General features: G+C 58.2%; 30 protein-coding genes. 16 read left to right on the forward strand and 14 right to left on the reverse strand.

The features are described from left to right. Positions 1-10 precede the first annotated feature (10 nt). Positions 11-1,290, reverse strand: a protein-coding gene (locus ACRRNM_RS02995) for an IS3 family transposase (protein WP_435626763.1) whose coding sequence is annotated in 2 segments (ribosomal slippage) — positions 11-924 and positions 924-1,290 — 1,281 coding nt in all. Because the reading frame shifts where the segments join, the coding sequence is not laid out codon by codon here. 112 nt (positions 1,291-1,402) lie between these two features. Beyond that, positions 1,403-1,606, reverse strand: coding sequence for a cold-shock protein (locus tag ACRRNM_RS03000; RefSeq protein WP_435626764.1), 204 nt, complete (start codon positions 1,604-1,606; stop codon positions 1,403-1,405). Between the two features lie 272 nt (positions 1,607-1,878). Between ACRRNM_RS03000 and ACRRNM_RS03005 the strand changes: the two genes are divergently transcribed. Continuing rightward, positions 1,879-2,205 (forward strand): hypothetical protein, encoded by a 327-nt coding sequence (locus ACRRNM_RS03005; RefSeq protein WP_435626765.1) that lies wholly within the window; start codon positions 1,879-1,881, stop codon positions 2,203-2,205. Between the two features lie 195 nt (positions 2,206-2,400). Here ACRRNM_RS03005 and ACRRNM_RS03010 read toward each other — a convergent pair whose 3' ends face one another. Together ACRRNM_RS03010 and ACRRNM_RS03015 are read right to left on the reverse strand one after the other, a co-directional pair. Continuing rightward, positions 2,401-2,820, reverse strand: a complete 420-nt coding sequence (locus tag ACRRNM_RS03010) for a secondary thiamine-phosphate synthase enzyme YjbQ (RefSeq protein WP_435626766.1) — start codon at positions 2,818-2,820, stop codon at positions 2,401-2,403. Between the two features lie 15 nt (positions 2,821-2,835). After that, positions 2,836-3,150 (reverse strand): hypothetical protein, encoded by a 315-nt coding sequence (locus tag ACRRNM_RS03015; RefSeq protein WP_435626767.1) that lies wholly within the window; start codon positions 3,148-3,150, stop codon positions 2,836-2,838. Positions 3,151-3,401: 251 nt separating this feature from the next. Between ACRRNM_RS03015 and ACRRNM_RS03020 the strand changes: the two genes are divergently transcribed. The 3 genes from ACRRNM_RS03020 (at position 3,402) to ACRRNM_RS03030 (ending at position 6,958) form a co-directional block, all read left to right on the forward strand. Beyond that, on the forward strand, positions 3,402-3,704 hold the full coding sequence (locus tag ACRRNM_RS03020) for a c-type cytochrome (RefSeq protein WP_435626768.1): 303 nt from the start codon (positions 3,402-3,404) through the stop codon (positions 3,702-3,704). Positions 3,705-4,084: 380 nt separating this feature from the next. Continuing rightward, positions 4,085-5,314, forward strand: a complete 1,230-nt coding sequence (locus ACRRNM_RS03025) for a SufS family cysteine desulfurase (RefSeq protein ID WP_435626769.1) — start codon at positions 4,085-4,087, stop codon at positions 5,312-5,314. Positions 5,315-5,386: 72 nt separating this feature from the next. After that, positions 5,387-6,958: a GmrSD restriction endonuclease domain-containing protein gene (locus tag ACRRNM_RS03030; RefSeq protein WP_435626770.1), complete on the forward strand. Its 1,572-nt coding sequence runs from the start codon at positions 5,387-5,389 to the stop codon at positions 6,956-6,958. Positions 6,959-7,125: 167 nt separating this feature from the next. Here the strand turns inward: ACRRNM_RS03030 and ACRRNM_RS03035 are convergent, their stop codons facing one another. Both ACRRNM_RS03035 and msrA read right to left on the reverse strand, forming a co-directional pair. Further along, positions 7,126-7,533 carry a DoxX family protein gene (locus tag ACRRNM_RS03035; RefSeq protein WP_435626771.1) on the reverse strand — a complete coding sequence of 136 codons (408 nt, stop codon included), beginning with the start codon at positions 7,531-7,533 and terminating at the stop codon, positions 7,126-7,128. Positions 7,534-7,553: 20 nt separating this feature from the next. Further along, entirely contained in the window at positions 7,554-8,165 is a 612-nt protein-coding gene (gene msrA, locus ACRRNM_RS03040; RefSeq protein ID WP_435626772.1) for a peptide-methionine (S)-S-oxide reductase MsrA, read from the reverse strand. Between the two features lie 152 nt (positions 8,166-8,317). Here msrA and ACRRNM_RS03045 point away from each other — a divergent pair, with 152 nt between their 5' ends. The 4 genes from ACRRNM_RS03045 to ACRRNM_RS03060 all read left to right on the forward strand — a co-directional run bounded on the left by ACRRNM_RS03045 (position 8,318) and on the right by ACRRNM_RS03060 (position 10,968). Continuing rightward, complete coding sequence (locus tag ACRRNM_RS03045; protein ID WP_435626773.1) at positions 8,318-8,611, forward strand: hypothetical protein; 294 nt, start codon at positions 8,318-8,320, stop codon at positions 8,609-8,611. Positions 8,612-8,625: 14 nt separating this feature from the next. Continuing rightward, a complete protein-coding gene (locus tag ACRRNM_RS03050; RefSeq protein ID WP_435626774.1) occupies positions 8,626-9,072 on the forward strand; it encodes an SRPBCC family protein in 447 nt (148 codons plus the stop codon). A 113-nt stretch (positions 9,073-9,185) separates the two neighbouring features. Then, positions 9,186-10,259 (forward strand): RNA methyltransferase, encoded by a 1,074-nt coding sequence (locus ACRRNM_RS03055; RefSeq protein ID WP_435628629.1) that lies wholly within the window; start codon positions 9,186-9,188, stop codon positions 10,257-10,259. An 82-nt stretch (positions 10,260-10,341) separates the two neighbouring features. After that, positions 10,342-10,968 carry a 3'-5' exonuclease gene (locus tag ACRRNM_RS03060; protein ID WP_435628630.1) on the forward strand — a complete coding sequence of 209 codons (627 nt, stop codon included), beginning with the start codon at positions 10,342-10,344 and terminating at the stop codon, positions 10,966-10,968. 81 nt (positions 10,969-11,049) lie between these two features. Here the strand turns inward: ACRRNM_RS03060 and ACRRNM_RS03065 are convergent, their stop codons facing one another. Together ACRRNM_RS03065 and clpB are read right to left on the reverse strand one after the other, a co-directional pair. After that, entirely contained in the window at positions 11,050-11,754 is a 705-nt protein-coding gene (locus ACRRNM_RS03065) for a YebC/PmpR family DNA-binding transcriptional regulator (protein WP_435626775.1), read from the reverse strand. 138 nt (positions 11,755-11,892) lie between these two features. Next, a complete protein-coding gene (gene clpB, locus ACRRNM_RS03070; protein ID WP_435626776.1) occupies positions 11,893-14,478 on the reverse strand; it encodes an ATP-dependent chaperone ClpB in 2,586 nt (861 codons plus the stop codon). A 273-nt stretch (positions 14,479-14,751) separates the two neighbouring features. On the opposite strand from clpB, the gene nadC reads away from it, so the two are divergent. Next, a complete protein-coding gene (gene nadC, locus ACRRNM_RS03075; protein ID WP_435626777.1) occupies positions 14,752-15,582 on the forward strand; it encodes a carboxylating nicotinate-nucleotide diphosphorylase in 831 nt (276 codons plus the stop codon). A gap of 137 nt (positions 15,583-15,719) precedes the next feature. Here nadC and ACRRNM_RS03080 read toward each other — a convergent pair whose 3' ends face one another. Together ACRRNM_RS03080 and ACRRNM_RS03085 are read right to left on the reverse strand one after the other, a co-directional pair. Beyond that, positions 15,720-16,370 (reverse strand): sensor histidine kinase, encoded by a 651-nt coding sequence (locus ACRRNM_RS03080; RefSeq protein ID WP_435626778.1) that lies wholly within the window; start codon positions 16,368-16,370, stop codon positions 15,720-15,722. Further along, positions 16,367-17,965 (reverse strand): response regulator, encoded by a 1,599-nt coding sequence (locus ACRRNM_RS03085; RefSeq protein WP_435626779.1) that lies wholly within the window; start codon positions 17,963-17,965, stop codon positions 16,367-16,369. The genes ACRRNM_RS03080 and ACRRNM_RS03085 overlap by 4 nt, the downstream gene beginning before the upstream one ends. Before the next feature lie 200 nt (positions 17,966-18,165). Here ACRRNM_RS03085 and ACRRNM_RS03090 point away from each other — a divergent pair, with 200 nt between their 5' ends. Further along, positions 18,166-18,618 (forward strand): PilZ domain-containing protein, encoded by a 453-nt coding sequence (locus ACRRNM_RS03090; RefSeq protein ID WP_435626780.1) that lies wholly within the window; start codon positions 18,166-18,168, stop codon positions 18,616-18,618. Positions 18,619-18,626: 8 nt separating this feature from the next. On the opposite strand, the gene pgeF is transcribed toward ACRRNM_RS03090, so the two are convergent. Next, complete coding sequence (gene pgeF, locus ACRRNM_RS03095) at positions 18,627-19,361, reverse strand: peptidoglycan editing factor PgeF (protein ID WP_435626781.1); 735 nt, start codon at positions 19,359-19,361, stop codon at positions 18,627-18,629. Then, complete coding sequence (gene rluD, locus ACRRNM_RS03100) at positions 19,348-20,337, reverse strand: 23S rRNA pseudouridine(1911/1915/1917) synthase RluD (RefSeq protein WP_435626782.1); 990 nt, start codon at positions 20,335-20,337, stop codon at positions 19,348-19,350. Before rluD ends, pgeF begins: the two co-directional genes overlap by 14 nt. Between rluD and ACRRNM_RS03105 the strand changes: the two genes are divergently transcribed. The 4 genes from ACRRNM_RS03105 (at position 20,336) to rho (ending at position 23,543) form a co-directional block, all read left to right on the forward strand. After that, positions 20,336-21,151, forward strand: a complete 816-nt coding sequence (locus tag ACRRNM_RS03105) for an outer membrane protein assembly factor BamD (protein WP_435626783.1) — start codon at positions 20,336-20,338, stop codon at positions 21,149-21,151. The genes rluD and ACRRNM_RS03105 overlap by 2 nt on opposite strands. Further along, on the forward strand, positions 21,133-21,693 hold the full coding sequence (locus ACRRNM_RS03110) for an NUDIX hydrolase (RefSeq protein WP_435626784.1): 561 nt from the start codon (positions 21,133-21,135) through the stop codon (positions 21,691-21,693). Before ACRRNM_RS03105 ends, ACRRNM_RS03110 begins: the two co-directional genes overlap by 19 nt. A 120-nt stretch (positions 21,694-21,813) precedes the next feature. Continuing rightward, positions 21,814-22,140 carry a thioredoxin TrxA gene (gene trxA, locus ACRRNM_RS03115; RefSeq protein ID WP_435626785.1) on the forward strand — a complete coding sequence of 109 codons (327 nt, stop codon included), beginning with the start codon at positions 21,814-21,816 and terminating at the stop codon, positions 22,138-22,140. 146 nt (positions 22,141-22,286) lie between these two features. Further along, a complete protein-coding gene (gene rho, locus ACRRNM_RS03120; RefSeq protein ID WP_435626786.1) occupies positions 22,287-23,543 on the forward strand; it encodes a transcription termination factor Rho in 1,257 nt (418 codons plus the stop codon). 144 nt (positions 23,544-23,687) lie between these two features. Here rho and ACRRNM_RS03125 read toward each other — a convergent pair whose 3' ends face one another. Further along, positions 23,688-24,626 carry a flagellar brake protein gene (locus tag ACRRNM_RS03125; RefSeq protein WP_435626787.1) on the reverse strand — a complete coding sequence of 313 codons (939 nt, stop codon included), beginning with the start codon at positions 24,624-24,626 and terminating at the stop codon, positions 23,688-23,690. Between the two features lie 140 nt (positions 24,627-24,766). Beyond that, positions 24,767-25,618 (reverse strand): HDOD domain-containing protein, encoded by an 852-nt coding sequence (locus ACRRNM_RS03130; RefSeq protein ID WP_435626788.1) that lies wholly within the window; start codon positions 25,616-25,618, stop codon positions 24,767-24,769. Positions 25,619-26,055: 437 nt separating this feature from the next. Here ACRRNM_RS03130 and rplU point away from each other — a divergent pair, with 437 nt between their 5' ends. Continuing rightward, positions 26,056-26,367: a 50S ribosomal protein L21 gene (gene rplU / locus ACRRNM_RS03135; protein WP_435626789.1), complete on the forward strand. Its 312-nt coding sequence runs from the start codon at positions 26,056-26,058 to the stop codon at positions 26,365-26,367. A gap of 21 nt (positions 26,368-26,388) precedes the next feature. Further along, positions 26,389-26,646 carry a 50S ribosomal protein L27 gene (rpmA, locus tag ACRRNM_RS03140; protein ID WP_435626790.1) on the forward strand — a complete coding sequence of 86 codons (258 nt, stop codon included), beginning with the start codon at positions 26,389-26,391 and terminating at the stop codon, positions 26,644-26,646. The last annotated feature ends 34 nt before the right edge of the window (positions 26,647-26,680 follow it).

Below are 26,680 nucleotides of genomic sequence, written 5' to 3' on the forward strand. Positions count from 1 at the left end.
ATGACCCGTCCTAAAATAGGTTGACACCTGTGATGACGGATTGGCCGGCTTGATTGCTGGCCAACATAGACGCCCGATGAACCTCATCGGGCGTTTTCAATTGTAGCGAGAGATGGGGGTGCTCGGTGTTGTAAATCGCAATGGATTGACTGACCATGCGCCGGGCCTGAGCCAGATCAGACGGCTTCTGGAGCAGGAACTCCTGCTTGAGAATGCCGTTGACCCGTTCCGCCAAGGCATTCTGGTAGCAGTCGTAGCCGTCCGTCATTGAGCAGATCAGCCCGTGTTTATGATGAATGGCCTGGTACTCGTCGGCACAGTACTGGATTCCCCTGTCCGAATGATGGATCACCGGTTGGCTTCTACAACGCCCTTTCAGCGCCATCTTCAAGGCCTGGCTGACTTGGGCCGTGTGCAGGCTGTCATGGACGTGGTAACCCACGATCTTGCGTGAGTAGGCATCGGTGATCAGGCTCAGGTAGACACAGCGTTCGCGGGTGGGCAGATAGGTGATGTCCGCAACCCAGACCTGCTCGCTCGCTTCGGCACGAACCTGCTCCGGACCGGCTTTGAGCAAGTTGGGATGGCGCCGGAAACGATGGTGGCTGTGCGTCGTCTTGTGGTATGCCCGTCGCGGGAGCAGCAACAGGCGCGCACCGCGCAAAAGATTGAACAGCGCATCCCGGCCAATGCCAAGGCCGTGGGCGTCAAGCTCGGGGCCTATCAGGTGGTGCAGCTTGCGCGTCCCCAGCCGGGGCTGGCGCAGGCGTTTTGCCCTGACCAGTTCCAGCACCGTTTCGTGCTTCGCTTCTTCCTGCGCCCGGCGATGTTGCCACTGGTAATGTGCCTGCCGGCTGATCCCCATGTAGCGGCAAACCCTCGACACGTTCAGTCCTTCAACGGACTTTTGCGCGAGGACTTGCCCACAGGCTTTTTTACGACGCGGACTCCATAGTCTTGCTTCAGAACATCGATCACCGCTTCGAAGAATTGGGCTTTCTCCCGCGCCTCCTTGAGCTGGACTTCCAACTCCTTGATCCGCTGTTCCGGCGTCAGCCCTTGGCTGCCGGCTATTTGGGCTTGGTTACTCATACGACCGTATGATGCCATCGCTCCCCAGTTCTGGCGACCGTGCTTGCGCAACCAGACCATGACGGTCGATCTCCCCTGAATCCCGTAACGGTCCTGCGCCTGTTTGTAGGTCAGTTCGCCTTTTTCCACTTGCTCGACTACTGCCAGTTTAAAAGCCAGCGTGTAATCTCGCTGCGTTCTCTTAACTCCTGCTCCCATCTGACTTCCCCTTTTCCTGGTCGAAAAGGCGTCAACTTCTTTCAGGACGAGTCACAGCCAAACAAAAAGCCCGGCACTCTCGCGCCGGGCTTTTTACCAACTCAGGAACCTGTTAGGCGGCCTGGATGTTGGAGGCTTGCTTGCCCTTTGGGCCTTGTGTCACTTCAAAGCTGACCTTCTGGCCTTCTTTGAGCGACTTGAAGCCGTTCATGTTGATTGCCGAAAAGTGTGCGAAAAGATCATCGCCGCCGTCATCGGGTGTAACAAAACCAAAACCCTTAGCGTCGTTGAACCATTTAACAATACCTGTTGCCATGTGTTTACTTCCTTATTAAAAAAACGGGAAAAACTCCCGCAGAACTATTTGAGTCGAAGATTGCACATGGAAAAACCAGTACTGCAGAGACTTTGAATCAAATACCTGGGAGCCTTGTACGCGTAATAGTTGATACCGTCAAGGTAATTCTTCAAAAGATTGGAATCTGCCCCGGAATCCAATCTGCGACTCCCTTCGATAAGCCTGTTTTCCTTAATCACGACTCCGGTATATTGTTCCCATTCCGCAGAAAAGTACTCCCTGAAACAACCATGGCACGCCGCAACCACTACCACATCTATGTGATCGAACTGTCGAAGGACGTTCTGTACGAAGGAAAATTCAAGAAGTGCAACCCCGGCTACATTCCGGGCAAACCCTGCGTCTACGTCGGCATGACCGGACTCGACCCCGACCTGCGCTTCGACAAACATAAGGCAGGCATTCAGTCCAACCGCTACGTCAGGGAATACGGCCTGAGGCTGCTGCCCGACCTCTATGAAGGCTTCAACCCGATGTCGTACGACGAGGCCTGCGAACGGGAGGTGGAGATCGGCATCGACCTGAGGGAGGCGGGATTCGGGGTCTGGCAGGCCTGAGCATTTATAATAAGTCCGTTCGCCCTGAGCTTGATGGAACTACTAGCCATCCGACTAGGCGGCCAAGGAACGCCCGCCAAGTCGTTGGTTATGCGAAGGGTGGACTCCGCCACAACTTACCGGTTACATGTCGTCCTCCATTCATGGTTCGACAAGCTCTCCACGAACGGAGGAATTTCAGTGTTTCCCCTATAACTATTCGCCCTGCACCGTCACTACGATACGCCTGCTGCCGCCGTGATTGCGGTGTTCGCAGAGATAGATGCCCTGCCAGGTTCCGAGCCTCGGCTGCCCGTCGGCAACCGGGATGTTCAGGCTGCTGCCGAGCAGGCTGGCTTTCAGGTGCGCGGGCAGGTCGTCCGAGCCCTCATCCCGATGCACGTAGTACGGCTCATCCTCGGGTACGGCGCGGTTGAACCAGCTCTCGAAATCCTCACGCACCGTAGGGTCGGCATTCTCGTTGATGGTCAGCGAGGCCGAGGTGTGCATGAGAAAGATATTCATCATGCCGATCCTGAAATCGCGCAGCTCAGGCAGTTCGCGCAGCAGCTCGTCGGTGATCAGGTGGAAGCCGCGCGGTCTTGCTTTCAGACGTATCTCTTTTTGCAGCCACATGGGGGTGAACCGCCCTCAGCGCTTGACGTCAGGCTCATACACGCGGACCGCCTCGCCCTCGATCACCTCACCCCTGAACACCTCGCTTTCCCCCTGCGTGCTGGGAGGCGGAAAGTTCTGCATCTGTTCGCGCATCAGCCTGCGGATTTCGCGCGTCTTCCACCACAGATAAGCCCCGCCGATCACGGCGACGATCAGGATGGCCGTCAACAGCACTGCCGAGAACATCAGCGCCAGGCCGATCAGCGCGACAGTCCAGACAACTGCAACAATTTTGCGCAACAAGCCGGGACGACTGGCTGGAGTATAGGAAATATATTTAATCTGCATGGCGAGAGTTTATCCGATTCTTGCTGTACCGGAATTGCCGTGTGCGCTGCACATCCTGCGTTTCATGCCAGTCGCGGCGCCGATGCTCAGCGCAATCCGGCCCGCATGAATCGATTGGGGGCAGTTTTACCAAATGTGCTGCGCGATTGAAGTGCATCTTGGCCAGTAGAACTAGATATTCTGGCGGATATGTTTTCCAAGGATGAATGGATAGTATGCGCGCCTCAGGATTGATTAACGAGGTAAAGAATATGAAAAAGGCGTATTTGGCTCTGACGGTGGCAGCCCTGGCGATGGCTGGCTGCTCCAAACCCAACAACTACACTCCCGCGGCAGGCGCTTCGGGGGCGGACATTTTCAAGGCCGCCTGTCTCGAATGCCACAAGATCGAAGGCGGCAAGATTTTCGAATTGGCTGCCGAAAAGGCGAACCCTGCAGCTATCGCCGACAAAGTCACCAAGGGCGGCCCGATCATGCCCTCCTTCCCCAGCATCAAGGGGGGAGAGCTTGCAGGCTTGGGCAAATATGTAATCGAGAACAGCAAGGTCAAATAGTTTTGCACGGGCAGCCAAACAGCTTCCTCCCTTTTCTTGGCTGCTCCCTTTATTGAGTGTTGCATAATTCGCGGCAGTTCCTCGTTCCGGATCGAGAGCATCGCTGATTCTCGCGGCACACCTGCCCCGATTTATGCTTGACAATAGGAGCCTGCCCAGGCTCCTTTTTCCTGAGCGTGGCAATCACATGCAAGCAGAACTCGAACTATGTGGCTCCCGGGAAAACGGTGTTTTTGTCGCGAGCTGGCCTGCCGCGGCGCGACCGAACGCGAAGCCCTGGGCAACCTCGAAGAGGCGCTGCCCCCCTACTTCGACCCTAGCCCGACCGGCCATTGCCACATTCGCGTAACATAGCGCTGTCTCCACAAGGGAACGCCCCCATGCCCTCCACAAGCATGTTCGATGTCGAAAGCATCCGCCGCGACTTCCCCATCCTGCAACGCAAGGTGCACGGCAAACCGCTGATCTGGCTCGACAATGCCGCGACCACGCAGAAGCCGCAGGCCGTGATCGACCGCGTCTCACGTTTCTACGAAAACGAAAACTCCAACGTCCATCGCGGTATCCACGCGCTCGCCGAGGAAGCCTGCGACGCCTGCGAGGCGGCGCGCACGAAAGTCGCCGCCTTCCTGGGCGCGGAATCGATGCTGGAGATCGTCTTCGTGCGCGGTACCACCGAAGGCCTCAACCTGCTCGCCGCCGTGCTTGGCGAAGGCCTGCTCAAACCCGGCGACGAAATCCTGCTCACCGAAGCCGAGCACCACGCCAACATCGTGCCTTGGCAGTTCGCCGCGAAGAAGACCGGCGCCACGATCCGCGCCGCACCCGTGGACGACAACGGCGACATCCTCCTCGAAGAGTACGCCCGCCTGCTCGGCCCACGCACCCGCGTCGTCTCCATCACCCATATCTCCAACGCGCTCGGCACCGTCATGCCCATCCGCGAGATGACCGCCATGGCCAAGCGCGTCGGCGCCACGGTGGTGATCGACGGCGCGCAGGGCATCCCGCATCGCAGCGTGGACGTGCGGGCGATCGGCTGCGACTTCTACGTATTCTCCGGCCACAAGCTCTTCGCCCCCATGGGCATCGGCGTGGTCTACGGCCGCATGGAAATGTGGGAGCAGCTGCCGCCCTGGCAGGGCGGCGGCAACATGGTCGAGCGGGTCACGTTCGAAAGCACCACCTTTGCCGCGCCGCCCAAGCGGTTCGAGGCAGGCACCCCTGCGCTCTCGGCGGCAATCGGGCTGGGCGCCGCTATTGACTACCTGAACGGCATCGGCCTCGACGCGATAGAGCAATACGAAACCCAACTGCTCGATTACGCGCTGGAAGGCATCCGCAGCATCGACGGCCTGCGCGTAATCGGCATGCCCCGCGACCGGGGCGGCGTCATCTCCTTCGTGATGGACGGCATCCCCGATCTGGAAGTCGCGAAGAGACTGGATGCGGAAGGCATCGCGGTGCGCGTCGGAACCCATTGCGCGCAACCGATCCTGCGGCGCTTCGAGCTGGAATCCACCGTCCGGCCCTCGTTCGCGTTCTACAACACACGGGCCGAGGTGGATGCGCTGGTCGAGGTACTGCGCGGGATCAACATACGGCGGTAGCAAGGCTACGGTATATTGCTCAAAATTAGCGCGAAGCTGACCCGTTTAACTACTTCATTAGGGATAGTTGCCATGGCAAAGACCACGAGCCTTGTAAATCTTGACGCAATGATCAAGCGAGAGGACTTCGCTGCGACAAGTGAAGATAATTCATCTTCATTTGAAAATGTTAATACGCTATCCCTGCGTGAATTCACCGAGGGTGGCCTGATTGGGCCAAATTTGCGAAAGCCTGATTTTCAGAGGGAAACCAATCATTGGAAGCCAGAGCAAGTATGCTCATTGCTCGAATGCTTTGTTAATGGCGACCTAATCCCTTCTGTGATCCTATGGCAGTCTCCAACGTGCTTATTTGTAATTGATGGCGGGCATCGTCTTAGTGTACTTCGGGCATGGATCGAGGACGACTATGGTGATGGCCCAATATCCCAGCCGTTTTTTGGGTATCAAATTTCTGAAGAGCAAAAGAGAAATGCTGAAAGAACTCGTGAATTAGTTAAGGAGCGGGTCGGAACATGGCAGCACTTTCTCGCAAAACAAAAAACAGATTCTGCTACGGCAGATGAAAAGCGGAAAATTAATGTCATAGCCTCGCGAGGGATCCCCATTCAGTGGGTAAAAGGCGATGCAGATAAGGCCGAGAATTCCTTCTTCAAGATCAACACAAAGGGGACCCCTCTGGATTCTGTTGAGGAGCTTCTTCTAAGAAATAGGGGGAAGCCCATATCAATAGCATCAAGGGCGATAATTCGCGCAGGCAAGGGGCACAAGTATTGGTCCTCATTTCCTCCGGCAAATGTTGAAAAAATTGAAGATATCTCAAAGAAAATACATTCCGCATTCTTTGACCCAGAGTTGAAGAGGCCGATCAAAACGCTGGACCTTCCATTGGGAGGCCCCAAAGGCGTTAGGGTCGCGTTAGAAACACTGATTGAACTGAACTTGATTGCAAATCGAGACCAGACAAATAAGCCGGCGAAGCTTGAAGATACCCCAGACGATGCGGACGGCTCTTTGACAATCTCGATCCTCACAAATACGCATGCCTTGGCCAAACGGATCACCGGCAATGAGGATGGGAGCCTAGGGCTGCACCCGGCCGTCTACTTCTACGGCCCCACGGGCCGTCATTCTGGCCCCATGTTTATGGGAACAATGACTGTTATTGCAAGAAAGTTGGTAAGCAACGATAAGTCATTCTTTAAGAAATTCTCAGCCGTGAGAGCCCAATTGGAAGGCCTACTCATTGAGAACAAAGACTTGATAGCTACCATACTGCAGAAACACATAAGCCCACGTAGAACCAACAGTTATGCTTCTCTTCTTGAGCAATTGGTAACTACCCTGAACGAAGGGAAGGTTGTTGGTCAGACCGAGTTGGTTCGCATGGCCGGTTTAGAAGGAAAGATTATTGTTGGGACGGAAGAGGTTGCCTCGAAGAAATTCAGCGATGATGTTAAGAGCGCAACGTTCATAAATACGGCCCTCGCATCAGCGGTGAAGTGTCCGATTTGCGGGGGATATCTGGACTCAGAAAAGTCCATCTCTTACGACCATATAACGCGTGTGGAAGATGGTGGGGACGGTGCGCTCAATAACTGCGGCCTCACGCACCCCTACTGCAATCAAGCCATAAAGTGTTAAGAATTATCAGGGGCAGCATAACGAACTAAAGGGGTCAGCATCGCAACATGGATTAACGGGGTTAGCTCAGCCTCGAATTCTTCCAATGAAAAGCCCAGCTTCGCCGGGCTGCCCCGACCCTTGGCAGGCCTGAGCGCCCCCCGCCATGCATACGAAAAAAGCCCTAGTTATTTCTTCTGTCGGCTATCGAGACTGATGGGACCGCTGCCATGCACCACGACGTACAGCAGACCGCCCATCATGGCCATATTCTTCATGAAGTGAATCATCTGCCCCTGCGCCTGATCCGCAGGCAACGCCCAGAAATTATGGAAGAAGAGCGCAGTCATTGCCGTAAACACGAACAGCGCCGCGGCGGCAAGGCGCGTGTTCCAGCCGACGATCAGCAGGAGGCTGCCCCCGATTTCCACAACGGTTGCGCCGATGGCCCCCAGTTCGGGCAACGGCAGGCCCTTGCTGGCGATGTAGCCTACCGTCCCCTCGAAACCGGTGATCTTGCCGAACCCGGCGAACAGGAAAATGAATGCAATCAGCAGACGTCCTAGCAACGGTCCAAAACGGTTTAACGTTTCCATGATTTTCTCCTTGCGATGAATTATTGATACAACTCCGGGAATCGTTTGCGCAATTGTTCCACCTTGGACTTGTCGTGGATCACGATGTACGGCTGGTTGGGGTGCCTGGCGTAGTAGTTCTGGTGGTAGTCCTCGGCGGGATAGAACTGCTGGAGCGGAACGACCTCGGTAACGATGGGATCGGGGTAGACGCGCGCGGCGGTGAGATGGTTTATGTAGTCTTGCGCGAGTTGCTGCTGCTCCTTGCCGGTGTAAAAGATCGCCGATCGGTATTGGGTTCCGTGATCCGGCCCTTGGCGGTTTAGCTGGGTGGGGTCGTGCGCCACGCTGAAAAACACTTCCAGCAGTTTCCGGTAGCTGACCTTCGCCGGGTCGAAGCTGACCTGCACCGCTTCGGCATGGCCCGTGTTGCCCCGGCTCACTTGCTCATAGGTCGCGGTTGCCGCGCTGCCCCCGGCATAGCCGGACACCACTTTCGACACGCCCTTGACGTGCTTGAACACCACATCCACGCCCCAGAAGCAGCCCCCGGCGAACACCGCCGTCTGTTCAGTTGGCCCCGCCCATGCCGCCCCCTGGCTGAGCATGAGGCTCAAGCATCCGAGCAGGTAAAGTTTGAAGGTACGGTTCATGATTGCTCCTTTCGCTATGGAAATTCATACCGCATCGCCCCACCCTTTCAGCAGCAATTTCGAATACGTAATCCTCCTCATATACAAGGGGGATGGCAATAAGGTTCAATGTGTAGCCAGCCCATGTTGCCTGTGCCCGAAAGGCGGATTTCATGGCCACTCCCTCCATCAGCGAATACCGGCGCAAGCGCGATTTCCGGCGCAGCCCCGAACCAGCTATTGCGCCGCCGGGCGCGGCTCCGGCATTGCAGCCCGGGCATCTATACGTGATGCACAAGCACGCCGCACGGCGCCTGTATTTCGATCTGCGCATCGAGCAGGATGGCGTGCTGTTCAAGGAACGGTTGCAGGGGCAGCAGCCGCATGCAGCCAGCCGCCACGGGGCCAAGCTGGAACGTTCGATGAAACGGGACAAACCAACCACCACTGCGCCGCATCACACATGAAAAGGAGAATGATCATGTCCACCGACACCGTCAGGCTGCATCGAGTCCTTCGTGCCACTCCCGAAAGGGTCTATCGGGCGTTCCTCGATGCCGACGCAATGGCCAAATGGCTTCCACCTCATGGGTTCACGGGCAAGGTTCACCACTTGGATGCCAGGATCGGCGGCAGCTACAGCATGTCGTTCACGAACTTCTCCACCGGCAAGAGCCACTCCTTCGGTGGGAACTACCTTGAGCTGGTTCCGAACGAACGCATCCGCCACACGGACCAGTTTGACGACCTCAATCTTCCCGGGGAGATGCAAACGACCGTTACCATACAGCCGTTATCGTGCGGGGCCGAGCTGCACATCGTGCAGGAAGGAATCCCCGAGGCCATCCCGCAAGAGGCCTGCTACCTCGGCTGGCAGGAATCGCTATCCCTGCTCGCGCAGCTCGTCGAGTCGGAAATCCCGGACTGACCAGGGCCGGATCAGTTGCGCCAAGCCCAAGCGGCAGCTTGGGTTAAAATTCGTACAAAACCACTTCGTGATTTTCAGAGCTCGCCTTGCTTCCTGCTTCTCACCCCCCGCCGCTGCGCATAATTCAGCTTCGCCAACGCCTGCGAGAGCTCGGCGCTAAGCCCTGCCACGAAGACCGCGTACTGCGCGGCTGGAGCCAGGTGTGCTCGTACGATAAAAAGCACAGTCCCGCTGAAACCTTCTTTCCGCTGGCCCTGCGCAACGAGTTGCCCGCCATCGAGGCGGAGCTGGAAGGGCTGGCACGGCTGAAGAGCGAACATCCCGCCACCCTCTCCCCAACCCTCTCCCGCGATGCGGGAGAGGGGGCGAACGAAGCGCTGCGCACCTCTTCCAATAACGAGGAGGTCGCGCGGCTGCTGGTGGAACTGCACGACGGCCAGATGGTGGAGAGCGTGCTGCTGCCGCGCGGCGGGCTGTGCGTATCGACGCAGGTGGGTTGTGCGGTGGGCTGTGTGTTCTGCATGAGCGGCCGCGACGGCCTACTGCGCCAGCTTGGCAGCGCCGAGATCGTGGCGCAGGTGGTGCTCGCCCGCCGTCGCCGCGCGGTGAGCAAGGTGGTATTCATGGGCATGGGCGAGCCGGCCCACAATCTCGACAACGTGCTCGAGGCGATTGAGGTGCTTGGCATACAGGGCAACATCGGCCACAAGAATCTGGTCTTCTCCACGGTCGGCGACCTGCGCGTGTTCGAACGCCTTCCCCGGGAAACAGTCAAGCCGGCGCTTGCCCTTTCACTGCACACCACCGATACGGTGCTGCGCGCCAAGCTGTTGCCGCGCGCGCCGCAGATCGCCGTCGAGGAACTGGTGGAGCGCGCCGAAGCCTATGCGCGCGCCACCCACTATCCGGTCCAATATCAATGGACGCTGATCAAGGGGGTGAATGACGGCGACGCCGAGCTGGAGCGGATAGCCCGGCTCCTCTCCGGCAAGTATGCCGTGATGAACTTCATCCCCTTCAACGAGGTCGACGGCCTGTCCTATCGCCGCCCCTCGGCCGAACGAACTGCGGCTATGGTGCATGCCCTTAATCAGCAAGGCATCTACACCCGGATACGCGATTCGGCAGGGCAGGAGATCGAAGGGGCTTGCGGGCAGTTAAGAGCGCGGGCGGTGAAGGTGGGATAGCCCACTTAATTCCCCCCCCCACCTCCCCATATGAAAAAATTCGCCCCCAACCAAAGCTGAGATTGCACTGCTGGAGCCATTTATCGGCCTCCCTCTTGCGCGTACCCATGTACCGGCAACCACAGAGGAGTTTGCTTCCGCCATCGTCGAGATCAAGGCTGCAGGCATCGTGGGCTTCGATACTGAATCCAGGCCAACGTTTGTCACGGGCGATATCAGCGAAGGGCCGCATGTGGTGCAGTTTGCGCTGCACGACAAGGCTTATCTGTTTCAACCGCATCGTACGGAAGGGCATCCGTTCCTGATCGAGTTGCTGCAATCGAAACAGCTCATCAAGGTGGGCTTTGGCCTTAAATCGGACGGCGGGCATATCCGCGCAAAGCTGGGTGTACATTTCGGCGGAGTGGTCGATCTCAATGTGGTGTTCAGCATGGGCGGCTACCGCAAGGAGATGGGCGTCCGGGCGGCGGTGGGGTTGGTTTTGAAGCAGCGCTTCGCCAAATCGAGGCATGTGACCACCTCCAATTGGTCTCAGCCTCGACTCACTCCGCAGCAAATGCTCTATGCGGCCAACGATGCCTACGCGGCGCTAAAAGTTCTGGAGGCCCTGAATCTGCGCCGCGAAGATTTGCCGATCATGCAGCACCCCCCGGAAACCTCGGGAGAGACCTCAGGGACGGAGCCTGCTAACCCTTCTCGAGCGAATTAAAGGGGCGCTTGATGATTTTCAGGGCTTCGCATTTCTATTTGAACGAATCGAATTGCATCGCCCCTCTCTAGAGAAACACCTCTAGCCCGCCAACCCCACATAAACATTTTGCACGTCATCATCCGCATCAATCGCCTCCAGAAACGCTTCCACTTCTTCGCGCTCGGCATCATTGCCAAGTGTGACGGCATTCTTCGGGCGATAGCCTAGCTGGGCGGAGATGACGGTGAAGCCTTGTGCTGGCAAGGCGCGGCACACAGCATCCAGATCGGTGATGTCGGTGATGAAAAGGGTTGCGCCTTCGTCGGCCGGCTCAAAGTCCTGCGCGCCTGCTTCGATGGCGGCGACTTCTGCATCTGCTTCCCTGGAGTTCGGCGTGGCTTCAATCATGCCAACATAGTTGAAGTCCCACGAGACGGAGCCTTCTGCACCAAGCTGTCCTTTGCGGAACAATACACGCATGCTGGACATGGTGCGGTTGATGTTGTCGGACAGGCATTCGACGATCACGGGGACGCGGTGCGGTGCGAAACCTTCATAGACGAGGCGCTCCAGATTCGCGCCTCCGTCGAGCAGGCCTGCGCCCTTCTTGATCGCGCGCTCCAGCGTTTCACGCGGCATGGAGGCTTTCTTGGCTTGCTCGACCACGAGGCGCAAGCGCGAGTTCGAGTCCGGATCGGCTCCACCTCGTGCGGCGACCGTGATTTCCTTGCACAGCTTGCCGAAAATCTTGCCCTTTGCGTTCGCTGCGATTTCTTTGTGCTTTGCTTTCCACTGTGCGCCCATAGTTATTCTCTTGTTTATGCAAAAAATTCAGGGGGCGTATCTTGCCCTAAGTGTGGAGGTGCATCAATCTCGAAAGGCATTGCTTGCTAAAACGAAGGGCTGCCAAAGCAGCCCTTGTCGTTTCATGCGCCGTAGAAATCAACCCTTCCCGAACTTCATCACCCCGCCCACGCAATCCACCTTGATGGTGTCCTTGGCGGCGAAGCGCCCTTCCAGGATGGCTTTCGCCAGAGGGTTTTCCAGTTGGGCCTGGATCGCGCGCTTCAGCGGTCTTGCGCCGTACACCGGGTCGAAGCCGGCATTGGCGATCTCCTTCAGCGCGGCATCGGTCACTTCCAGCTTCATCTCCATCGCCGCGAGGCGCTTGTCCAGGTACTGCAACTGGATGCGCGCAATGGACTTGATGTTCTTCTCGTCGAGCGCGTGGAACACTACCACCTCGTCGATGCGGTTGATGAACTCGGGGCGGAAATAGCTCTTCACCTCGCCCATCACCGCGAGCTTGATGACCTGGTAGTCGTCGCCGGCCATCTGCTGGATCATCTGGCTGCCGAGGTTGGAGGTCATCACGATCACGGTGTTCTTGAAGTCCACGGTGCGCCCCTGCCCGTCGGTCATGCGCCCGTCGTCCAGCGCCTGCAGCAGCACGTTGAACACGTCCGGATGCGCCTTCTCCACCTCGTCCAGCAGGATGACGCTATAAGGCTTTCTGCGCACAGCCTCGGTCAGCCCGCCGCCCTCCTCGTAGCCGACGTAGCCGGGCGGCGCGCCGATCAGGCGCGCGACGGAGTGCTTCTCCATGTACTCGCTCATGTCGATGCGTATCAGGTGCTCCTCGGAGTCGAACAGGAAGCCGGCGAGTGCCTTGCACAGCTCGGTTTTGCCAACGCCGGTCGGGCCGAGGAACAGGAAGGAGCCGTAGGGCTTGTTCGGATCGGACAGGCCGGAGCGCGAGCGCCGGATCGCGTCGCTGACCAAGCGCACCGCCTCGTCCTGCCCGACCACGCGCTCGTGCAGCTTGTCTTCCATCGTGAGCAGCTTGTCGCGCTCGCCCTGCATCATCTTGGATACCGGGATGCCGGTCGCGCGGCTCACCACTTCGGCGATTTCTTCCGCGCCGACCTGGGTGCGCAGCAGCCTGTTCTTCGCAGCACCGCCTTCCTTCTCGCGCTGTGTCGCCTCCTTCAGTTTCATCTCGAGCTGCGGCAGTTTGCCATATTGCAGTTCGGCAACCTTTTCCAGTTTGCCCTCGCGCTGCAACCTGACGATCTCGGCGCGCACCTGCTCCATCTCCTCCTTGAGCTGGGCCGTGCCTTGCGCCGCGCCCTTCTCCGCCTTCCAGATTTCCTCCAGGTCGGCGTACTCGCGCTCCAGCTTTTTGATCTCGTCTTCAATCAGCGCGTGGCGTTTCTGCGAGGCTTCATCCTTTTCTTTCTTCACCGCTTCGCGCTCGATCTTCAACTGGATGAGGCGGCGCTCCAGTTTATCCATCACTTCGGGCTTGGAGTCGATTTCCATCTTGACGCGCGCGGCGGCCTCATCAATCAGGTCAATGGCCTTGTCGGGCAGGAAGCGGTCGGTGATGTAGCGATTGGACAGCTCCGCCGCCGCGACGATGGCCGGGTCGGTGATGTCCACACCGTGATGCAGTTCGTAGCGCTCCTGCAAGCCGCGCAGGATGGCGATGGTGGATTCCACCGACGGCTCGTCCACCAGCACCTTCTGGAAGCGGCGCTCCAGCGCGGCGTCTTTTTCGATGTATTTCCTGTACTCATCCAGGGTGGTCGCGCCGATGCAGTGCAGCTCGCCGCGCGCCAGCGCAGGCTTCAGCATGTTGCCCGCGTCCATTGCGCCTTCCGCCTTGCCCGCGCCGACCATGGTATGCAGTTCGTCGATGAATACGATGTTATTGCCCTCATCCTGAGCCAATTCCTTCAGCACGGATTTCAGGCGCTCCTCGAATTCGCCGCGATACTTGGCACCGGCCAGCAGCGCTGCCATATCCAGTGACAGCACCTTTTTGCCTTTGAGGGTTTCCGGCACTTCGCCGTTAACGATCCTTTGGGCCAAGCCTTCGACAATCGCGGTCTTGCCAACACCCGGTTCGCCGATCAGCACCGGATTGTTCTTGGTACGGCGCTGCAACACCTGGATGGCGCGGCGGATTTCATCGTCGCGGCCGATCACCGGATCGAGCTTACCCTGGCGGGCACGCTCGGTCAGGTCCAGCGTGTATTTTTTCAACGCCTCGCGCTGCCCTTCTGCTTCCTGGCTGCCCACAGTTTCGCCGCCGCGCACCGCGTCGATCGCCTGCTCCAACGGCGCGCGCGCCACGCCATGTGCTTTCAGCAGCCGCCCGGTTTCGCCCTTGTCGTCACAGGCGGCGAGCAGAAACATCTCCGAGGCGATGAACTGGTCGCCGCGCTTCTGCGCCGCCTTGTCGGTCAGGTTGAGCAGGTTGGCCAGGTCGCGCCCGACCTGCACCTCGCCGCCGTGCCCTTCCACCTTGGGCAGGCGCTCCACGGCCTGCTGCAGGGCAGCCTTCATCCCGCCGGGATTCCCGCCGGCGCGCGCCAGCAGCGACGCCGCGCCGCTCTCGGCATCGTTGAGCAGCGCCAGCAGCAGGTGCTGCGGCTCGATGAACTGGTTGTCCGCGCCGACCGCGAGGCTCTGCGCGTCTGAAATCGCCTGCTGCAGCTTGGTGGTGAACTTGTCGAAACGCATGGTGGCTCCTTCAAATGAATATTGGATTGCTGCTTAGCGTGAAATACATGAAATATTGCCCCGTAGGAGCCCGATTTGTCGGGCGATTGCTTGCCCCGGCGAACGAGCCTCTCGCACAGCAAGCTGCGCTCCTGCGAAATGCGTATTGCATCATCAGGGGGCGGCATTGTGTCATGCACGTTAGGTGGGGTGGCGTTTGCAAAATTCAAGGGGCGACAGTCGATTTGCGCCCTGCTGTGATAATCTTGGCAGCAGATTGCCTGAAGGAAAGTTATGACCCTGATACCCCACATCCGCACCAATGTCCGCGCCGCGTTCGAAGAAGACCTCGGCAGCAGCGACCTGACAGCCCAACTGCTGCCCGCAACGCAGACCGCGGCCGCGCGCGTGATCTCGCGCCAGGAGGCGGTGCTGTGCGGCACCCTGTGGGCCGAGGAATGCTTCCTCAGCCTCGACCCCGGCTGCGAAATTCACTGGGCGGCGCAGGAAGGCGCGCTCGTCCAGCCCAACCAGCTGCTGTGCGAGGTGCACGGTAATGCGCGTGCGCTGCTCAGCGCGGAACGCTGCGCGCTGAATTTCCTGCAGACCCTGTCCGGCACCGCCACGCTGGTGCGCCGTTACGTGGAGGCCGTGGCTGGTACGCAGGCGAAGATCATGGATACGCGCAAGACCCTGCCGGGGCTGCGCATCGCGCAGAAACACGCGGTGCGTGTCGGCGGCGGGCACAACCAGCGCATCGGGCTGTTCGACGGCGTGCTGATCAAGGAGAACCATATCGCCGCCGCGGGCAGTATCCGCGCGGTGCTGGAGCTGGCGTTCCGCCTCACTCCGCCCGCCATCCCGGTCCAGATCGAGGTGGAGAACATGGCGCAACTCGACGAGGCGCTCAATGCGGGCGCACGGCTGATCCTGCTCGACAATTTTTCGCTGACGGACATGCGCACCGCCGTGAAGCATGCCGCAAGACGCGCCGAGCTGGAGGCCTCGGGCGGCATCACGCTGGACAACGTGCGCCTCGTCGCGGAAACCGGCGTGGACCGGATTTCCATCGGCGCGCTGACCAAGGATGTGCAGGCGGTGGATTTGTCGATGCGTTTTGCCTGATCTGTTTTTGGGAGATGCAATTTGAGCCACGGATGAACACGGATTGACACGGATACCATCCCATCGGCAGGGTTTTATCCGTGCTTATCCGTGTGAATCCGTGGCTAAATGAGGTTTTTCAAAGGCGACAGGCAAACCTACCTGGGCAGCCACAGCGCGAAGCAGGCTCCGGCGTTGTTTGAGCGGGAAATTTTTCCGCCGTGGGCCGTGGCAATGCGCTCGTTGAAGCGCAGGCCGAGGCCGGTGCCTTTTCTCGAATCCCCGTCTTTCATTTCCTGCGGCAGAGCCTCCGGGCGGAAACCGGGTTGGTCGGGATAGCCCGCCCCGTCGTCCCGGACGGTGAACAGCAGGCCGCCCGCTTCCTCGCGGCAGCCGAGAACCACGCGCGAGTTCGCGAACTTGAAAGCGTTGTGCAGGGCGTTCATCAGCACCTGCGAGACCAGGTAGCGGTCGATGAACCAGAACGGCACATCGCCCACCCTGTTGTCCGATTCGAGCGATATACCCTCCGGCAGCATCAGCCTCGCATCCGCGGCCACCTCATCGAGCAGCTCCTCCGGGTTGATCGCCTCCGCGTTTACACTCAGGTGATTCCCGCCTTCATTCTGCAGGATCAGGATCTGGATCAGCCGATCCTGCAATTTGCGCGACAGGGTGCGCATCCTTGCCATCTCGGCATCGGGATGCCGGCGGTGGTATTCGTCGAGGTTGAGGGACAGCTCCCCCATCATGTTTTTCACCTCATGCACGGCGGTTGCCAGCACGGTGGCGGTGTCGATAGCCGTCATACGCTTGCCCTGGCCTCAAGCCGCTGGCGCATGGCCTGCAGCTTGGGCAGTCCATTGGGCGGGGCGGGAAATTGCGCCATCCTTTCAAGGTATCGATCCACCCTGGCCAATTCTTCAGCGGACACACCGCATTTTTGCAGTTTCAGCAACAGCGCATAGGCGGCATTCAGCACGATGGTGGCATTGCGCGGCAGTTTCTCGGCCGCCTCCACCAGCAGCTGCGCAGCCTCTTCCAGTTGCCCGTCGCGCAGCAGCAACGCGCCGCGGTTATTGAGCACAACCACTTCATCGACGGCATTTCCCACCAGTTCCTTGGCCTGATCGCCCAAGCCGACGGATTCCAGCATCTTGACCGCCTCATCCTTGAGCGCCGCGTTGTCGTGGTTGTTCTGCATCATCTCGCTCAACAGCCTGGAAGCGACTTCGTTGTTCCCGGTCAGGAAACTGGTCTTTGCCAGATCCATCCGGACGGATTCGGGCAAATCGCCCGGATTGGCCAGCAGCGGCTCCAGCAAGGCTTTCGCCTGATCGGCTTTGCCTTCCTTCTGCCAGGCCATCGCCTTGAGCACCTGAACCCCGGCCTTGACCTCGGGCGTTGCGGCAAAGCGCTTCCCCACCAGATCGAGCACCGAGCGCGCCTGTTCGGTTTCGCCCTTCTCAATGTGCACCTTGGAAAGCAGGGTGTAATCCTCCGGGTCCTTGAAGAAGGAATACTTGCCGCGCTCGATCACTTCGCTCAGGTATTTCTGCGCCTTGTCGACATCGCCGCGCTCCAGCGCAAGCTTGCCGGCGCGCTTCTGGCGGTGCATTGCCGGCACGATCGCAAGCGCTTTTTCGACCTGTCTTTGCGCTTCTTCGGCGTCGCCGGCCTCGGCGCACAGGGTCGCCAGCATGTCGTAGCCCGCAAGATATTCGGTATGCTGCTGCAGCAATGCATTCAGCAAGCGCCGCGCCTCATCCGTCCGGCCCAATCCCTTCAGTCCCTTGACCTTGCCCATCACCGCCCAGGGAATTTCCTTCAGCTTGAGGATTTCCTCGAACACCGGGATGGCATCGGCGTAGCGCCCGGCCTGGATCCGGCTGTCGCCCATCAGGCGCATGGCGTCGATCCAGTACTTGTTCCTGTTCGCGCATAGTTGCCCAAGCTTGCTGATTGCCAGGTCATATTTGCCATCATCGAGCGCGGCATGAGCATCCTGGAAATATTCCCTTTTTTCCAGCAGGCTCAAGGCACGCTTGCCGAGCGTATCGGCAGTGAACGGCTTGACCAGGTAATCGTCGGGAAGAAAATCCGCGGCGCTGACGACGCGATCCTGCGTGCGCTCGGCGGTAACGATGACGAACAGCGACCTGTGGCTGATGATCCGGTTGCGCCTCACCATCTCGAGAATCTGCTGCCCATCGGTTGCGTCGCCCAGGTAGTAGTCGCAGATGATGAGGTCATAGAACTTGGCGCGCATTTTGTCGACCGCCTCGCGCGCGGTGCCGGCCTGGTCGCAACTCTCGATACCCAGCGTGGACAAGGTGGCGCGCATGGAGCTGCGCATCCCCGTCAGGTCGTCGATGATGAGCGCTACTTTCCCTTTCAGATACATAACTAATCCATTGAAATTTATAAATCTTCGGCAACCATCCAGAAGCCTGGAGTTTGCCCGACACCCTGCAATTCTACCCTACCGGTCACGGCTTAAGAATCGGTTCATGGACTTTTCCATGCAAAATATGACCAGCAAAAATAATCGCAATCCCTCATAATCCATGCGTCATTTCAGCAACAAAACATGCAGCCCCAATCATGTCGAAGCCGGACGGAAACATCATTGATCCCATAAGCGGCACCCCTGCAAGCCAGCTACCGCAACACCCCAAGGATTCCCCGGCGATACAGGGGAGCAAAGAACACCGCAGCATGCCGCGTTTCTTCGTCAAGTGGCGGGCCATAGCCTTCATCGACGCGCAAAGCCAGCATCACGGTTTCATCAAGGATATTTCCGTCAAGGGAGCGGCCGTTTTCCTGGAGCGCAACCTGCAGTCACTGAAGCTCATCAAGCTGCACATCCATGTCCCGCCGGCCCCTACGGCAAAAGCTCCGCGCGTCATAGAGGTTTACGGAAAGGTCGTCTATACGGTTTACGACAACCGGGAGCTTCTTTTCCGGGCTGGTATCAGCTTCCTCAAATTCGATTCGGAACACGACCCGCTGTTTCTTGAGAACTACCTGACGAATTTCCAGACCAGAATTCCCTAGAGCCACGTTCACGTTAGCCAGACAAACGTGCCCATGCGGCCGGTCGCGCCATCGCGGCGGTAGGAAAAAAACTTCTCGCGCTCACAGTAGGTGCAGTGCTCACCGCCGTATATTTCCGTAATACCCAAGGCGTTGAGGCGCAGCCGCGCCAAGGCATAGAGGTCGGCAAACCATTTGCCGGCTTGGCCAGGAACGAATGCCGATGCGGCCTGCGGCTGCACGGCGACAAAAGCGGCACGCACTTCGTCGCCCACTTCGAAAGCCTCCTGGCTGATCGCCGGCCCCAGCCATGCCATCAGATTCTGCGGCGCGACCTGCATCGCCCGCACAGTCGCTTCGATCACCCCGTCGCACAAGCCGCGCCATCCCGCGTGTGCCGCACCGACCACCGTGCCTTGCGTATCGCACAACAGGATCGGCAGGCAATCAGCGGTCATCACGACGCATACCGACCCGCGCTGCCGCGCGATGCAGGCGTCGGCCCGAATCCGGCAGTCTGTCATGTCTGCATCCGCGACACCCGTGCCATGCACCTGCTCCAGCCACACCGGCTCACCGGGCAGCAGATGGTTGAGCAGCACACGGTTGCGCGCCACCGCCAGCGGATTGTCGCCGACATGCTCGCCGAGGTTCAGGCTGTCGTAGGGCGTGGCGCTCACGCCTCCCCGGCGGGTAGTCTGCAATGTCCTGACATTGGGCGGCGCGGGCCAATCCGGAACGATCAGATGCTCAGTCAGAAGCATGGCTCGCCTCGCGTATTTGCCGGAGGAATCTCATCATGTCCGCAGGCAACGGCGCATGCCATTCCATCGTCTCGCCGCTGACCGGATGTTCCAGCGCCAGGCGCGTGGCATGTAGGGCCTGGCGTGGAAAACCGTGCAACAGGCTGCGCAGCTGTGGCACGCATTTCTGCATGCCTTTCAGATAGGTCTTGTCGCCCACCAGCGGATGGCCGATATGCGCCAAGTGCACGCGAATCTGGTGGGTGCGCCCGGTTTCCAGGCGGCAGCGCAACAGCGTGCAGCCTGGGAACTTCTCCTCGACCTGGTAATGCGTAACGGCGTGCTTGCCGCTTTCCACCGCCGCCATTTTGACGCGCTGCGTGGGGTGGCGGCCTATCGGCGCATCCACCTTTCCGCCATGGCGAAGCTCGCCCCACGCCAGCGCCAGGTATTCGCGCTTCACGCTGCGCGCCTGGAGTTGGCGCACCAGCGCGGTCTGGGCAGTCAGGGTCTTCGCCACCACGAGCAGGCCGCTGGTATCCTTGTCGAGGCGATGCACGATGCCGGCGCGCGGCACGCCTTCCAGTTGCGGCGCATGATGCAGCAGCGCGTTCAACAGCGTACCTTCCCAGTTGCCGCTGCCGGGGTGCACCACCAGCCCGGCCGGCTTGTTGATCACCAGCAGCGCCTCGTCCTCGTAGACGATGTCGAGCGCGATGTCCTCGGCCCGGTACGGCTGGTCGGCGGGATGCAATTGCGGCTGCACGGCGATGGTTTCGCCGCCCCACACCTTCTGTTTTGCGACGGTGGCGGCTCCGTCCAGACTGGCCTGCCCCGCCGTTATCCATTCCTGCAGGCGGCTGCGCGAATACTCCGGCAGCAGCTTTGCCAGCACTTGGTCGAAGCGCATGCCCGCGCAATCACCGGGCACGATGAAGACCTGCGGGTTGGAGGCGGCTGCGCTATAATCGCGCAAATTTTTTCCGGATTCAGTCATGCGCCATAGTTTATCCTTATTCCTCCTGCTTACGTTAACTGCTTGCAGCATCTTCGACCCGTTGCCGGATGGCACCGACCCACTCAAGAATGTGCCCGTCGAGGAAATCTACAGGCAGGCCAAGGAAGAGTTGAATAACGAAAACTATGATTCGGCCATCAAGCTGTATGAAACGCTGCAATCACGCTACCCCTACGGGCGCTACGCTCAACAGGCGCTACTGGAAGTGGCTTTTGCCTATTACCGCCAGGGCGAGGCTGAATCGGCCGTCTCCTCCGCCGACCGCTTCATCAAGCAGTATCCAAACAATCCGCATGTCGATTACGCCTATTACGTGAAAGGGCTGGCCAACTTCCACGGCGAGGTCAGCCTCGTCAATTCACTGAGCGGGCAAGACCCCACCGAACGCGACCCCAAGGCCTTGCAGGATTCGTTTGCTGCCTTCAAGGACCTGGTGACGCGCTTCCCCGACAGCAAGTACGCGCCCGATTCCAGGGTACGTATGCAATATCTGGTGAACATGCTGGCCAGGCATGAGCTGCATGTCGCCAGCTACTACCTGCGCCGTGGGGCCTATGTCGCCGCGGTCAACCGTGCTCAGGGCATCCTGACGCAATACCCGACCAGCCCCTCGACGCGCGACGCGCTGGAAATCCTGGTGCAGGCCTACGATGCAATGGGCATGACCGACCTGCGCGACGATACCCGGCGCGTGCTGCAGAAAAACCGCAGCACGTCTGCTTCACCTGCCGGCGACGAAACACCTGCCGGCGGAGCCAAGTCGGGGAAATCCTGGTGGCAATTCTGGAAGTAAACTATTGCTCGTCCTGCGGCGCGGCGGTCGAGCTGCGCCGCCCGGACGACGACAACCGTCCGCGCCACATCTGCACCGCCTGCGGCGTGATTCATTACCAGAACCCAAAGATGGTGATCGGATCGATGCCTGAATGGGAAGATAAAATCCTGCTGTGCCGCCGCGCCATCGAGCCGCGCAATGGTTTGTGGACCTTGCCCGGCGGCTTTATGGAAAACGGCGAAACCACAACCGATGCTGCAGTCCGCGAGACCCTGGAAGAAGCCAATGCGCGCATTGCGATCGGCGATCTGTATTCAATGTACAGCCTGCCGTACATCAACCAGGTGCATCTGTTATTCCGCGCCAGGCTGCTCGATACGGATTTCGCCCCCGGGCAGGAAAGCCTGGAGGTCAGGCTCTTTGCCGAAGCGGAAATCCCGTGGGATGAAATCGCCTTCCGCCCGGTCAAATTCAGCCTGGAGCATTATTTTGCAGATCGCCGGAAAGGGCATTTCGGCTTTCATATCGGCGAGATAGCCGCCCCCATGGTCTTCAAGTAAAGGTCACACTTCACAGCACAGCCGTTTTTGGTTACGATGCCGTTTAAAATTCATAGAATCACTCCGACACTCCGCGTATTGCATCACCGATCAACCCTTATTCAAAGCGAGACCTAAACCATGAGCGAACACATACAATACGTTACCGATGCCACTTTCGATGCCGAAGTATTGCAATCCCCCCTGCCCGTGCTGGTGGATTACTGGGCCGAGTGGTGTGGTCCGTGCCGCATGATCGCGCCTATCCTGGACGAAATCGCCAAGGAATATGCCGGCCGCCTGAGTGTCGCCAAGCTGAACGTGGATGAAAACCAGCAGACCCCGCAGAAATTCGGCATTCGCGGCATTCCGACCCTGATGCTGTTCAAGAACGGCAACATCGAGGCCACCAAGGTCGGAGCGTTGTCTAAATCCCAACTGGCCGCCTTTATTGACAGCCACATCTAAAGCGTTTACTGTCACGCCTGCATCGCCTTCCAGTTTCGTCTCCGGAAACAAAAAAACACCATAACGAACATTCCAGGCCATGCGGGCGGTCATCTTCCACCCGGTCAACTCCCTTATCTTTTTGTTCTTCTCATATTCGCATCGCTATGCACCTATCCGACATAAAAACCAAACACGTCACTGAACTCGTTGAAATGGCCGCGGCCAATCAGATCGAGAACGCAAACCGGATGCGCAAGCAGGACCTGATGTTCGCCCTGCTGAAAAGCCAGGCGAAAAAGGGCGAGAGCATCTTCGGCGATGGCACGCTGGAAATCCTGCCGGATGGCTTCGGCTTCCTGCGCTCGCCGGACACCTCCTATCTGGCGGGACCGGACGACATCTACGTCAGCCCGAGCCAGATCCGCCGTTTCAACCTGCACACCGGCGACACAATCGACGGTGAGATCCGCACGCCGAAGGACGGCGAGCGCTATGTCGCGCTGGTGAAGGTGGACAAGGTCAACGGCGAGCCACCCGAAAATGCCAAGAACAAGATCCTGTTCGAGAACCTGACGCCGCTGTTTCCGACCGAGCCGTTGCGCTTGGAGCGCGAAATCAAGGCCGAAGAGAACATCACAGGCCGTATCATCGACATCGTCGCACCGATCGGCAAGGGACAGCGCGGGCTGCTGGTGGCTTCGCCGAAGTCCGGCAAGACCGTGATGCTGCAGCACATCGCGCATTCCATCTCGTCTAACAACCCCGATGCGACCCTGATCGTGCTGCTGATCGACGAACGCCCCGAGGAAGTGACCGAGATGACCCGCACCGTGCGCGGCGAAGTGGTTGCCTCCACCTTCGACGAACCGGCCAGCCGCCACGTGCAGGTTGCGGAGATGGTGCTGGAAAAGGCCAAGCGCCTGGTCGAACACAAGAAGGACGTCATCATCCTGCTCGACTCCATCACCCGCTTGGCACGCGCCTACAACACCGTGGTGCCCTCTTCCGGCAAAGTGCTGACCGGCGGCGTGGATGCCAATGCGCTGCATCGCCCCAAGCGCTTCTTCGGCGCGGCGCGCAATATCGAGGAAGGCGGCTCGCTAACCATCATCGCCACCGCACTGGTCGATACTGGCTCGCGCATGGATGACGTGATCTACGAAGAATTCAAGGGTACCGGCAACATGGAAATCCATCTGGATCGCCGTATGGCCGAGAAGCGCATCTACCCGGCGATCAACGTCAACCGCTCCGGCACGCGCAAGGAAGAACTGCTCATCAAGCCGGACATCCTGCAGCGGATCTGGCTGCTGCGCAAACTGCTCTACCCGATGGATGAGCTGGAAGCAATGGAATTCCTGCTCGACAAGATCAAGGCGACCAAGAACAACGCCGAGTTCTTCGACTCGATGCGGCGTTAGCTCCAAATAGCCAATAGGACAGCCAGCCTGGTTTCAGCCTGGCTGGTGGCTCCCTGGCATCACTGCCGTCGAGGCAAGACCAGGGATTGCCACCATGATGGCCATAAATATACGGCCCACTGCGCAAATTTCCCGCTCGCGCCCCTACGCCACTTGATGCGGGCATTCCACAATTTGCTGGTAAACCATGCTTTGCAGGATAATCATGTCATTCGGTTGCAGGTTCTGGAACTCGATACCGTAGCGAATAATTTCCGCTCCAAGCGCCTCCGCATCTCCAGCATCCACTGCAGTGCGGATCACCCCATTAAGCGACAACAAGGCATCGATCTGATGCAGATTTACCCGAAACACCAGATTGAGAACATCACCTTTTTTACCCAGGGGATGTTTGGCATTGAGCGCCGCGCCGTTGGCGCTGATGTTGGAAATGAGCGCGGGATTCCTTTCCTCTAAATCACGCGAATTGGTGTTTTGTACTGCCGCAATAATTTTTGTCCTGACACGCGGTACCTTGCGTATCAGGACCCCTTGGATAACATCGGGAAACGACAGATGCAAGTACTCGTAAGGCCGCTTGCACGCAAGCTCCACGGCGCAGGCGAAAGCAAAGGCGTTCTGCCCGGAGAATGACCGCATCATGACCTTTTCGCCTTCCAGAAGCCGCAGATAAGCGCCATCGGCAGTAGCCGGCGTGGTAACTATCAGACTGACACCTCTCATATAACCGATCAGCCTGACCAGGAAGCGTTCTCGCCCCAGTTGTTTGGGCGGTTCAAGTTGCAGGCGGCTTCCCACCCCCAGCTTCATGTCGTCGAATTCGAATTGCGACCCGGGCTTATCTGCGTTGACTTGCTCCTGATACGTCAAATCAGCAGGCATATTGCTACTGTCGTTCCCGTTGCCGGGCGCTTCCCACGATAGTTCACGATATGCACCGGTTGCCAGCAGATTGTTCAGATGTTCTTTGTCACTGACGATCCCCCCCTGCTCCAGCAGCACCTTGTGTTCGCCGTCATACAACTGCCAAGGCAACGGTTTGCCGACTGCAATATCGTCTCTACCGACAGGAATCAGGCTCATTTGCCAATGTCTCCGCCAAGGAATTCCGATTCAAGAAAACGCTGATTAAGTCATTATCCCTGCGTAGGCAGGTATCCTGCCTATCGATTCGACGGGTTCCAGGGGCATGACCCGGCATGTCATATCCTTCTCGATGATGCTTACTCACCATTCAAATAAGCCAGAATATCCCCTTTGAGTTCGGAGAATTCATACCCCGACATCTCAAAGTAGTCCAGTACTTCCTGTTCAAACTGATGCCAATCTTTATCTCTGACGAATAAATGTTCGTCGGCAATACACTCCGCCATATGTACTATGCCGATTAAATCGCAGGCATCAGTTCTGGTATTTCCACCAGATGAATTAAAGATGGCGTGGTCATGATGATATAAAACGGCTTTGCATATGTGGTCGGGGAGCATCCAGTTGCGCGTCAGCATATTCCCGACCACGGCATGGCTGGTGGAAAAAACATCATTTTCGACCTCGCAGATCGACTTGCCTAATTTACACTGGGCCATCACGGTTTCGCGATATCCGGGGAATTTCATCATGAGTACCGGGATACCGCAATCGTGGAACAATGCCGCAAGATAGGCATCATCTTTGGATACGGTACGGAATTTCGCCGCTATTTTTTCTGCAATAGTCGCTGTCAGACTTGATCGCTCCCAAAATTTTTCAAAGCTTTGCGACCCGCCACCAACACTTTGCCGCAAGGCAATATTTTGCACAAGATTTAGCGTATTCTGCAGGCCAAGTACACTGATTGCCTGAGAGATGGACGCCACCTTGCTTCTCAAACCGATAAAAGGTGAATTGGCCAATTTGAGCAAGGGGCCCACAATACCCGCATCGCGGCTGATCAGGCCCGCGAGCTCGACAAAACTGACGGACGGGCGTTTCGCCTCGCGCATGATGGATACCAAAGAGGCCGGGCAAGGCGGAATGGTGATACCCTTCAAGGCGTGTTCGGTGATGCCATTCGATAGCTCCACGGGTATGTTCATGCTGATCTCCTGAAAATCTCATTACGAAACAATGGAGTGAAAACTATATGGCTAGTACTTCACCCTCGCAGCAGCGCATGACAGGTGCGCCCGGCGTAGGCGAAAGGGGGTGAAATCTCCCCAAATTGAGTACCGTGAGGCGCAACACACGATGAAAACGGGTTTTGTTCAGCCAATCGAATGAATGGACGGGTGATGCACTACCCGGATACTTGTTCAGCGTTTCCATAGAGATAACCCTAGCTCAAGTGCGGAAAAATATCATGCCACATGAAAAAAATGTATATGCCGAACGGCCTATTTTTCATTCCATCCTTTAGAGGCCTTACCGCGCAGGGAAGCCCGCCAGAAATGGTTTTGACGAATTCGGATATTTATGTATAATTCGCGCCTTCGCGAAAGTATCGCCCAAAAATCACCATAGTAAGAGGTTGTTTATGTATGCAGTCATCAAGACCGGCGGAAAGCAATATCGTGTCTCTTCCGGCGAAACTTTAAAGATCGAGACCATCCCCGGCGACGTGGGCAGCGCGGTTGTGCTGGACAAGGTACTGATGGTTGCCGACGGCGACAAGCTGTCCGTGGGCAAACCCATGCTGACCGGTGCCTCCGTGCAAGCGACCATCGTATCGCATGGCCGTGGCGACAAGGTGCATATTTTCAAGATGCGCCGCCGTAAGCACTATCGCAAGTCGCAAGGTCATCGTCAAAATTACACCGAAATCCGCATCGACGGCATTTCCGCATAATTCTTGTAAGGAGCAGATAGCATGGCATCAAAAAAAGGCGGCGGCAGTACCAGTAACGGACGCGACTCACACTCGAAACGACTGGGCGTGAAGAGCTACGGCGGCGAACTGATCAATGCGGGCAGCATCATCGTGCGCCAGCGCGGCACGCAATTCCACCCCGGCGAGAACGTCGGCATGGGCAAGGATCACACGCTGTTTGCCAAGATCACCGGCAAGGTAGTATTCGCCATCAAGGGCGCGCAAAAGCGTAGAACTGTTTCGATCGTCGCCGCATAAGCCGCGCCGCTCGAAACAAATCGGCCCTATCGCA

Origin of the sequence: Ferrigenium straubiae (assembly GCF_051257895.1) — a bacterium.
Lineage (GTDB): Bacteria > Pseudomonadota > Gammaproteobacteria > Burkholderiales > Gallionellaceae > Gallionella > Gallionella straubiae.

Bases quoted from the DNA above. Each gene is read 5' to 3' on its own strand.
- ACRRNM_RS03105 (WP_435626783.1), top strand. From the start codon at position 20,336: ATGCGCCATAGTTTATCCTTATTCCTCCTGCTTACGTTAACTGCTTGC.
- ACRRNM_RS03030 (WP_435626770.1), top strand. From the start codon at position 5,387: ATGGCAAAGACCACGAGCCTTGTAAATCTTGACGCAATGATCAAGCGA.
- ACRRNM_RS03000 (WP_435626764.1), bottom strand. From the start codon at position 1,606: ATGGCAACAGGTATTGTTAAATGGTTCAACGACGCTAAGGGTTTTGGT.
- rho (WP_435626786.1), top strand. From the start codon at position 22,287: ATGCACCTATCCGACATAAAAACCAAACACGTCACTGAACTCGTTGAA.
- trxA (WP_435626785.1), top strand. From the start codon at position 21,814: ATGAGCGAACACATACAATACGTTACCGATGCCACTTTCGATGCCGAA.
- rluD (WP_435626782.1), bottom strand. From the start codon at position 20,337: ATGACTGAATCCGGAAAAAATTTGCGCGATTATAGCGCAGCCGCCTCC.
- nadC (WP_435626777.1), top strand. From the start codon at position 14,752: ATGACCCTGATACCCCACATCCGCACCAATGTCCGCGCCGCGTTCGAA.
- ACRRNM_RS03005 (WP_435626765.1), top strand. From the start codon at position 1,879: ATGGCACGCCGCAACCACTACCACATCTATGTGATCGAACTGTCGAAG.
- ACRRNM_RS03125 (WP_435626787.1), bottom strand. From the start codon at position 24,626: ATGAGCCTGATTCCTGTCGGTAGAGACGATATTGCAGTCGGCAAACCG.
- ACRRNM_RS03010 (WP_435626766.1), bottom strand. From the start codon at position 2,820: ATGTGGCTGCAAAAAGAGATACGTCTGAAAGCAAGACCGCGCGGCTTC.
- rpmA (WP_435626790.1), top strand. From the start codon at position 26,389: ATGGCATCAAAAAAAGGCGGCGGCAGTACCAGTAACGGACGCGACTCA.
- rplU (WP_435626789.1), top strand. From the start codon at position 26,056: ATGTATGCAGTCATCAAGACCGGCGGAAAGCAATATCGTGTCTCTTCC.
- clpB (WP_435626776.1), bottom strand. From the start codon at position 14,478: ATGCGTTTCGACAAGTTCACCACCAAGCTGCAGCAGGCGATTTCAGAC.
- ACRRNM_RS03080 (WP_435626778.1), bottom strand. From the start codon at position 16,370: ATGACGGCTATCGACACCGCCACCGTGCTGGCAACCGCCGTGCATGAG.
- ACRRNM_RS03050 (WP_435626774.1), top strand. From the start codon at position 8,626: ATGTCCACCGACACCGTCAGGCTGCATCGAGTCCTTCGTGCCACTCCC.
- msrA (WP_435626772.1), bottom strand. From the start codon at position 8,165: ATGAACCGTACCTTCAAACTTTACCTGCTCGGATGCTTGAGCCTCATG.
- ACRRNM_RS03015 (WP_435626767.1), bottom strand. From the start codon at position 3,150: ATGCAGATTAAATATATTTCCTATACTCCAGCCAGTCGTCCCGGCTTG.
- pgeF (WP_435626781.1), bottom strand. From the start codon at position 19,361: ATGCTTCTGACTGAGCATCTGATCGTTCCGGATTGGCCCGCGCCGCCC.
- ACRRNM_RS03025 (WP_435626769.1), top strand. From the start codon at position 4,085: ATGCCCTCCACAAGCATGTTCGATGTCGAAAGCATCCGCCGCGACTTC.
- ACRRNM_RS03035 (WP_435626771.1), bottom strand. From the start codon at position 7,533: ATGGAAACGTTAAACCGTTTTGGACCGTTGCTAGGACGTCTGCTGATT.
- ACRRNM_RS03085 (WP_435626779.1), bottom strand. From the start codon at position 17,965: ATGTATCTGAAAGGGAAAGTAGCGCTCATCATCGACGACCTGACGGGG.
- ACRRNM_RS03130 (WP_435626788.1), bottom strand. From the start codon at position 25,618: ATGAACATACCCGTGGAGCTATCGAATGGCATCACCGAACACGCCTTG.
- ACRRNM_RS03020 (WP_435626768.1), top strand. From the start codon at position 3,402: ATGAAAAAGGCGTATTTGGCTCTGACGGTGGCAGCCCTGGCGATGGCT.
- ACRRNM_RS03090 (WP_435626780.1), top strand. From the start codon at position 18,166: ATGTCGAAGCCGGACGGAAACATCATTGATCCCATAAGCGGCACCCCT.
- ACRRNM_RS03065 (WP_435626775.1), bottom strand. From the start codon at position 11,754: ATGGGCGCACAGTGGAAAGCAAAGCACAAAGAAATCGCAGCGAACGCA.
- ACRRNM_RS03045 (WP_435626773.1), top strand. From the start codon at position 8,318: ATGGCCACTCCCTCCATCAGCGAATACCGGCGCAAGCGCGATTTCCGG.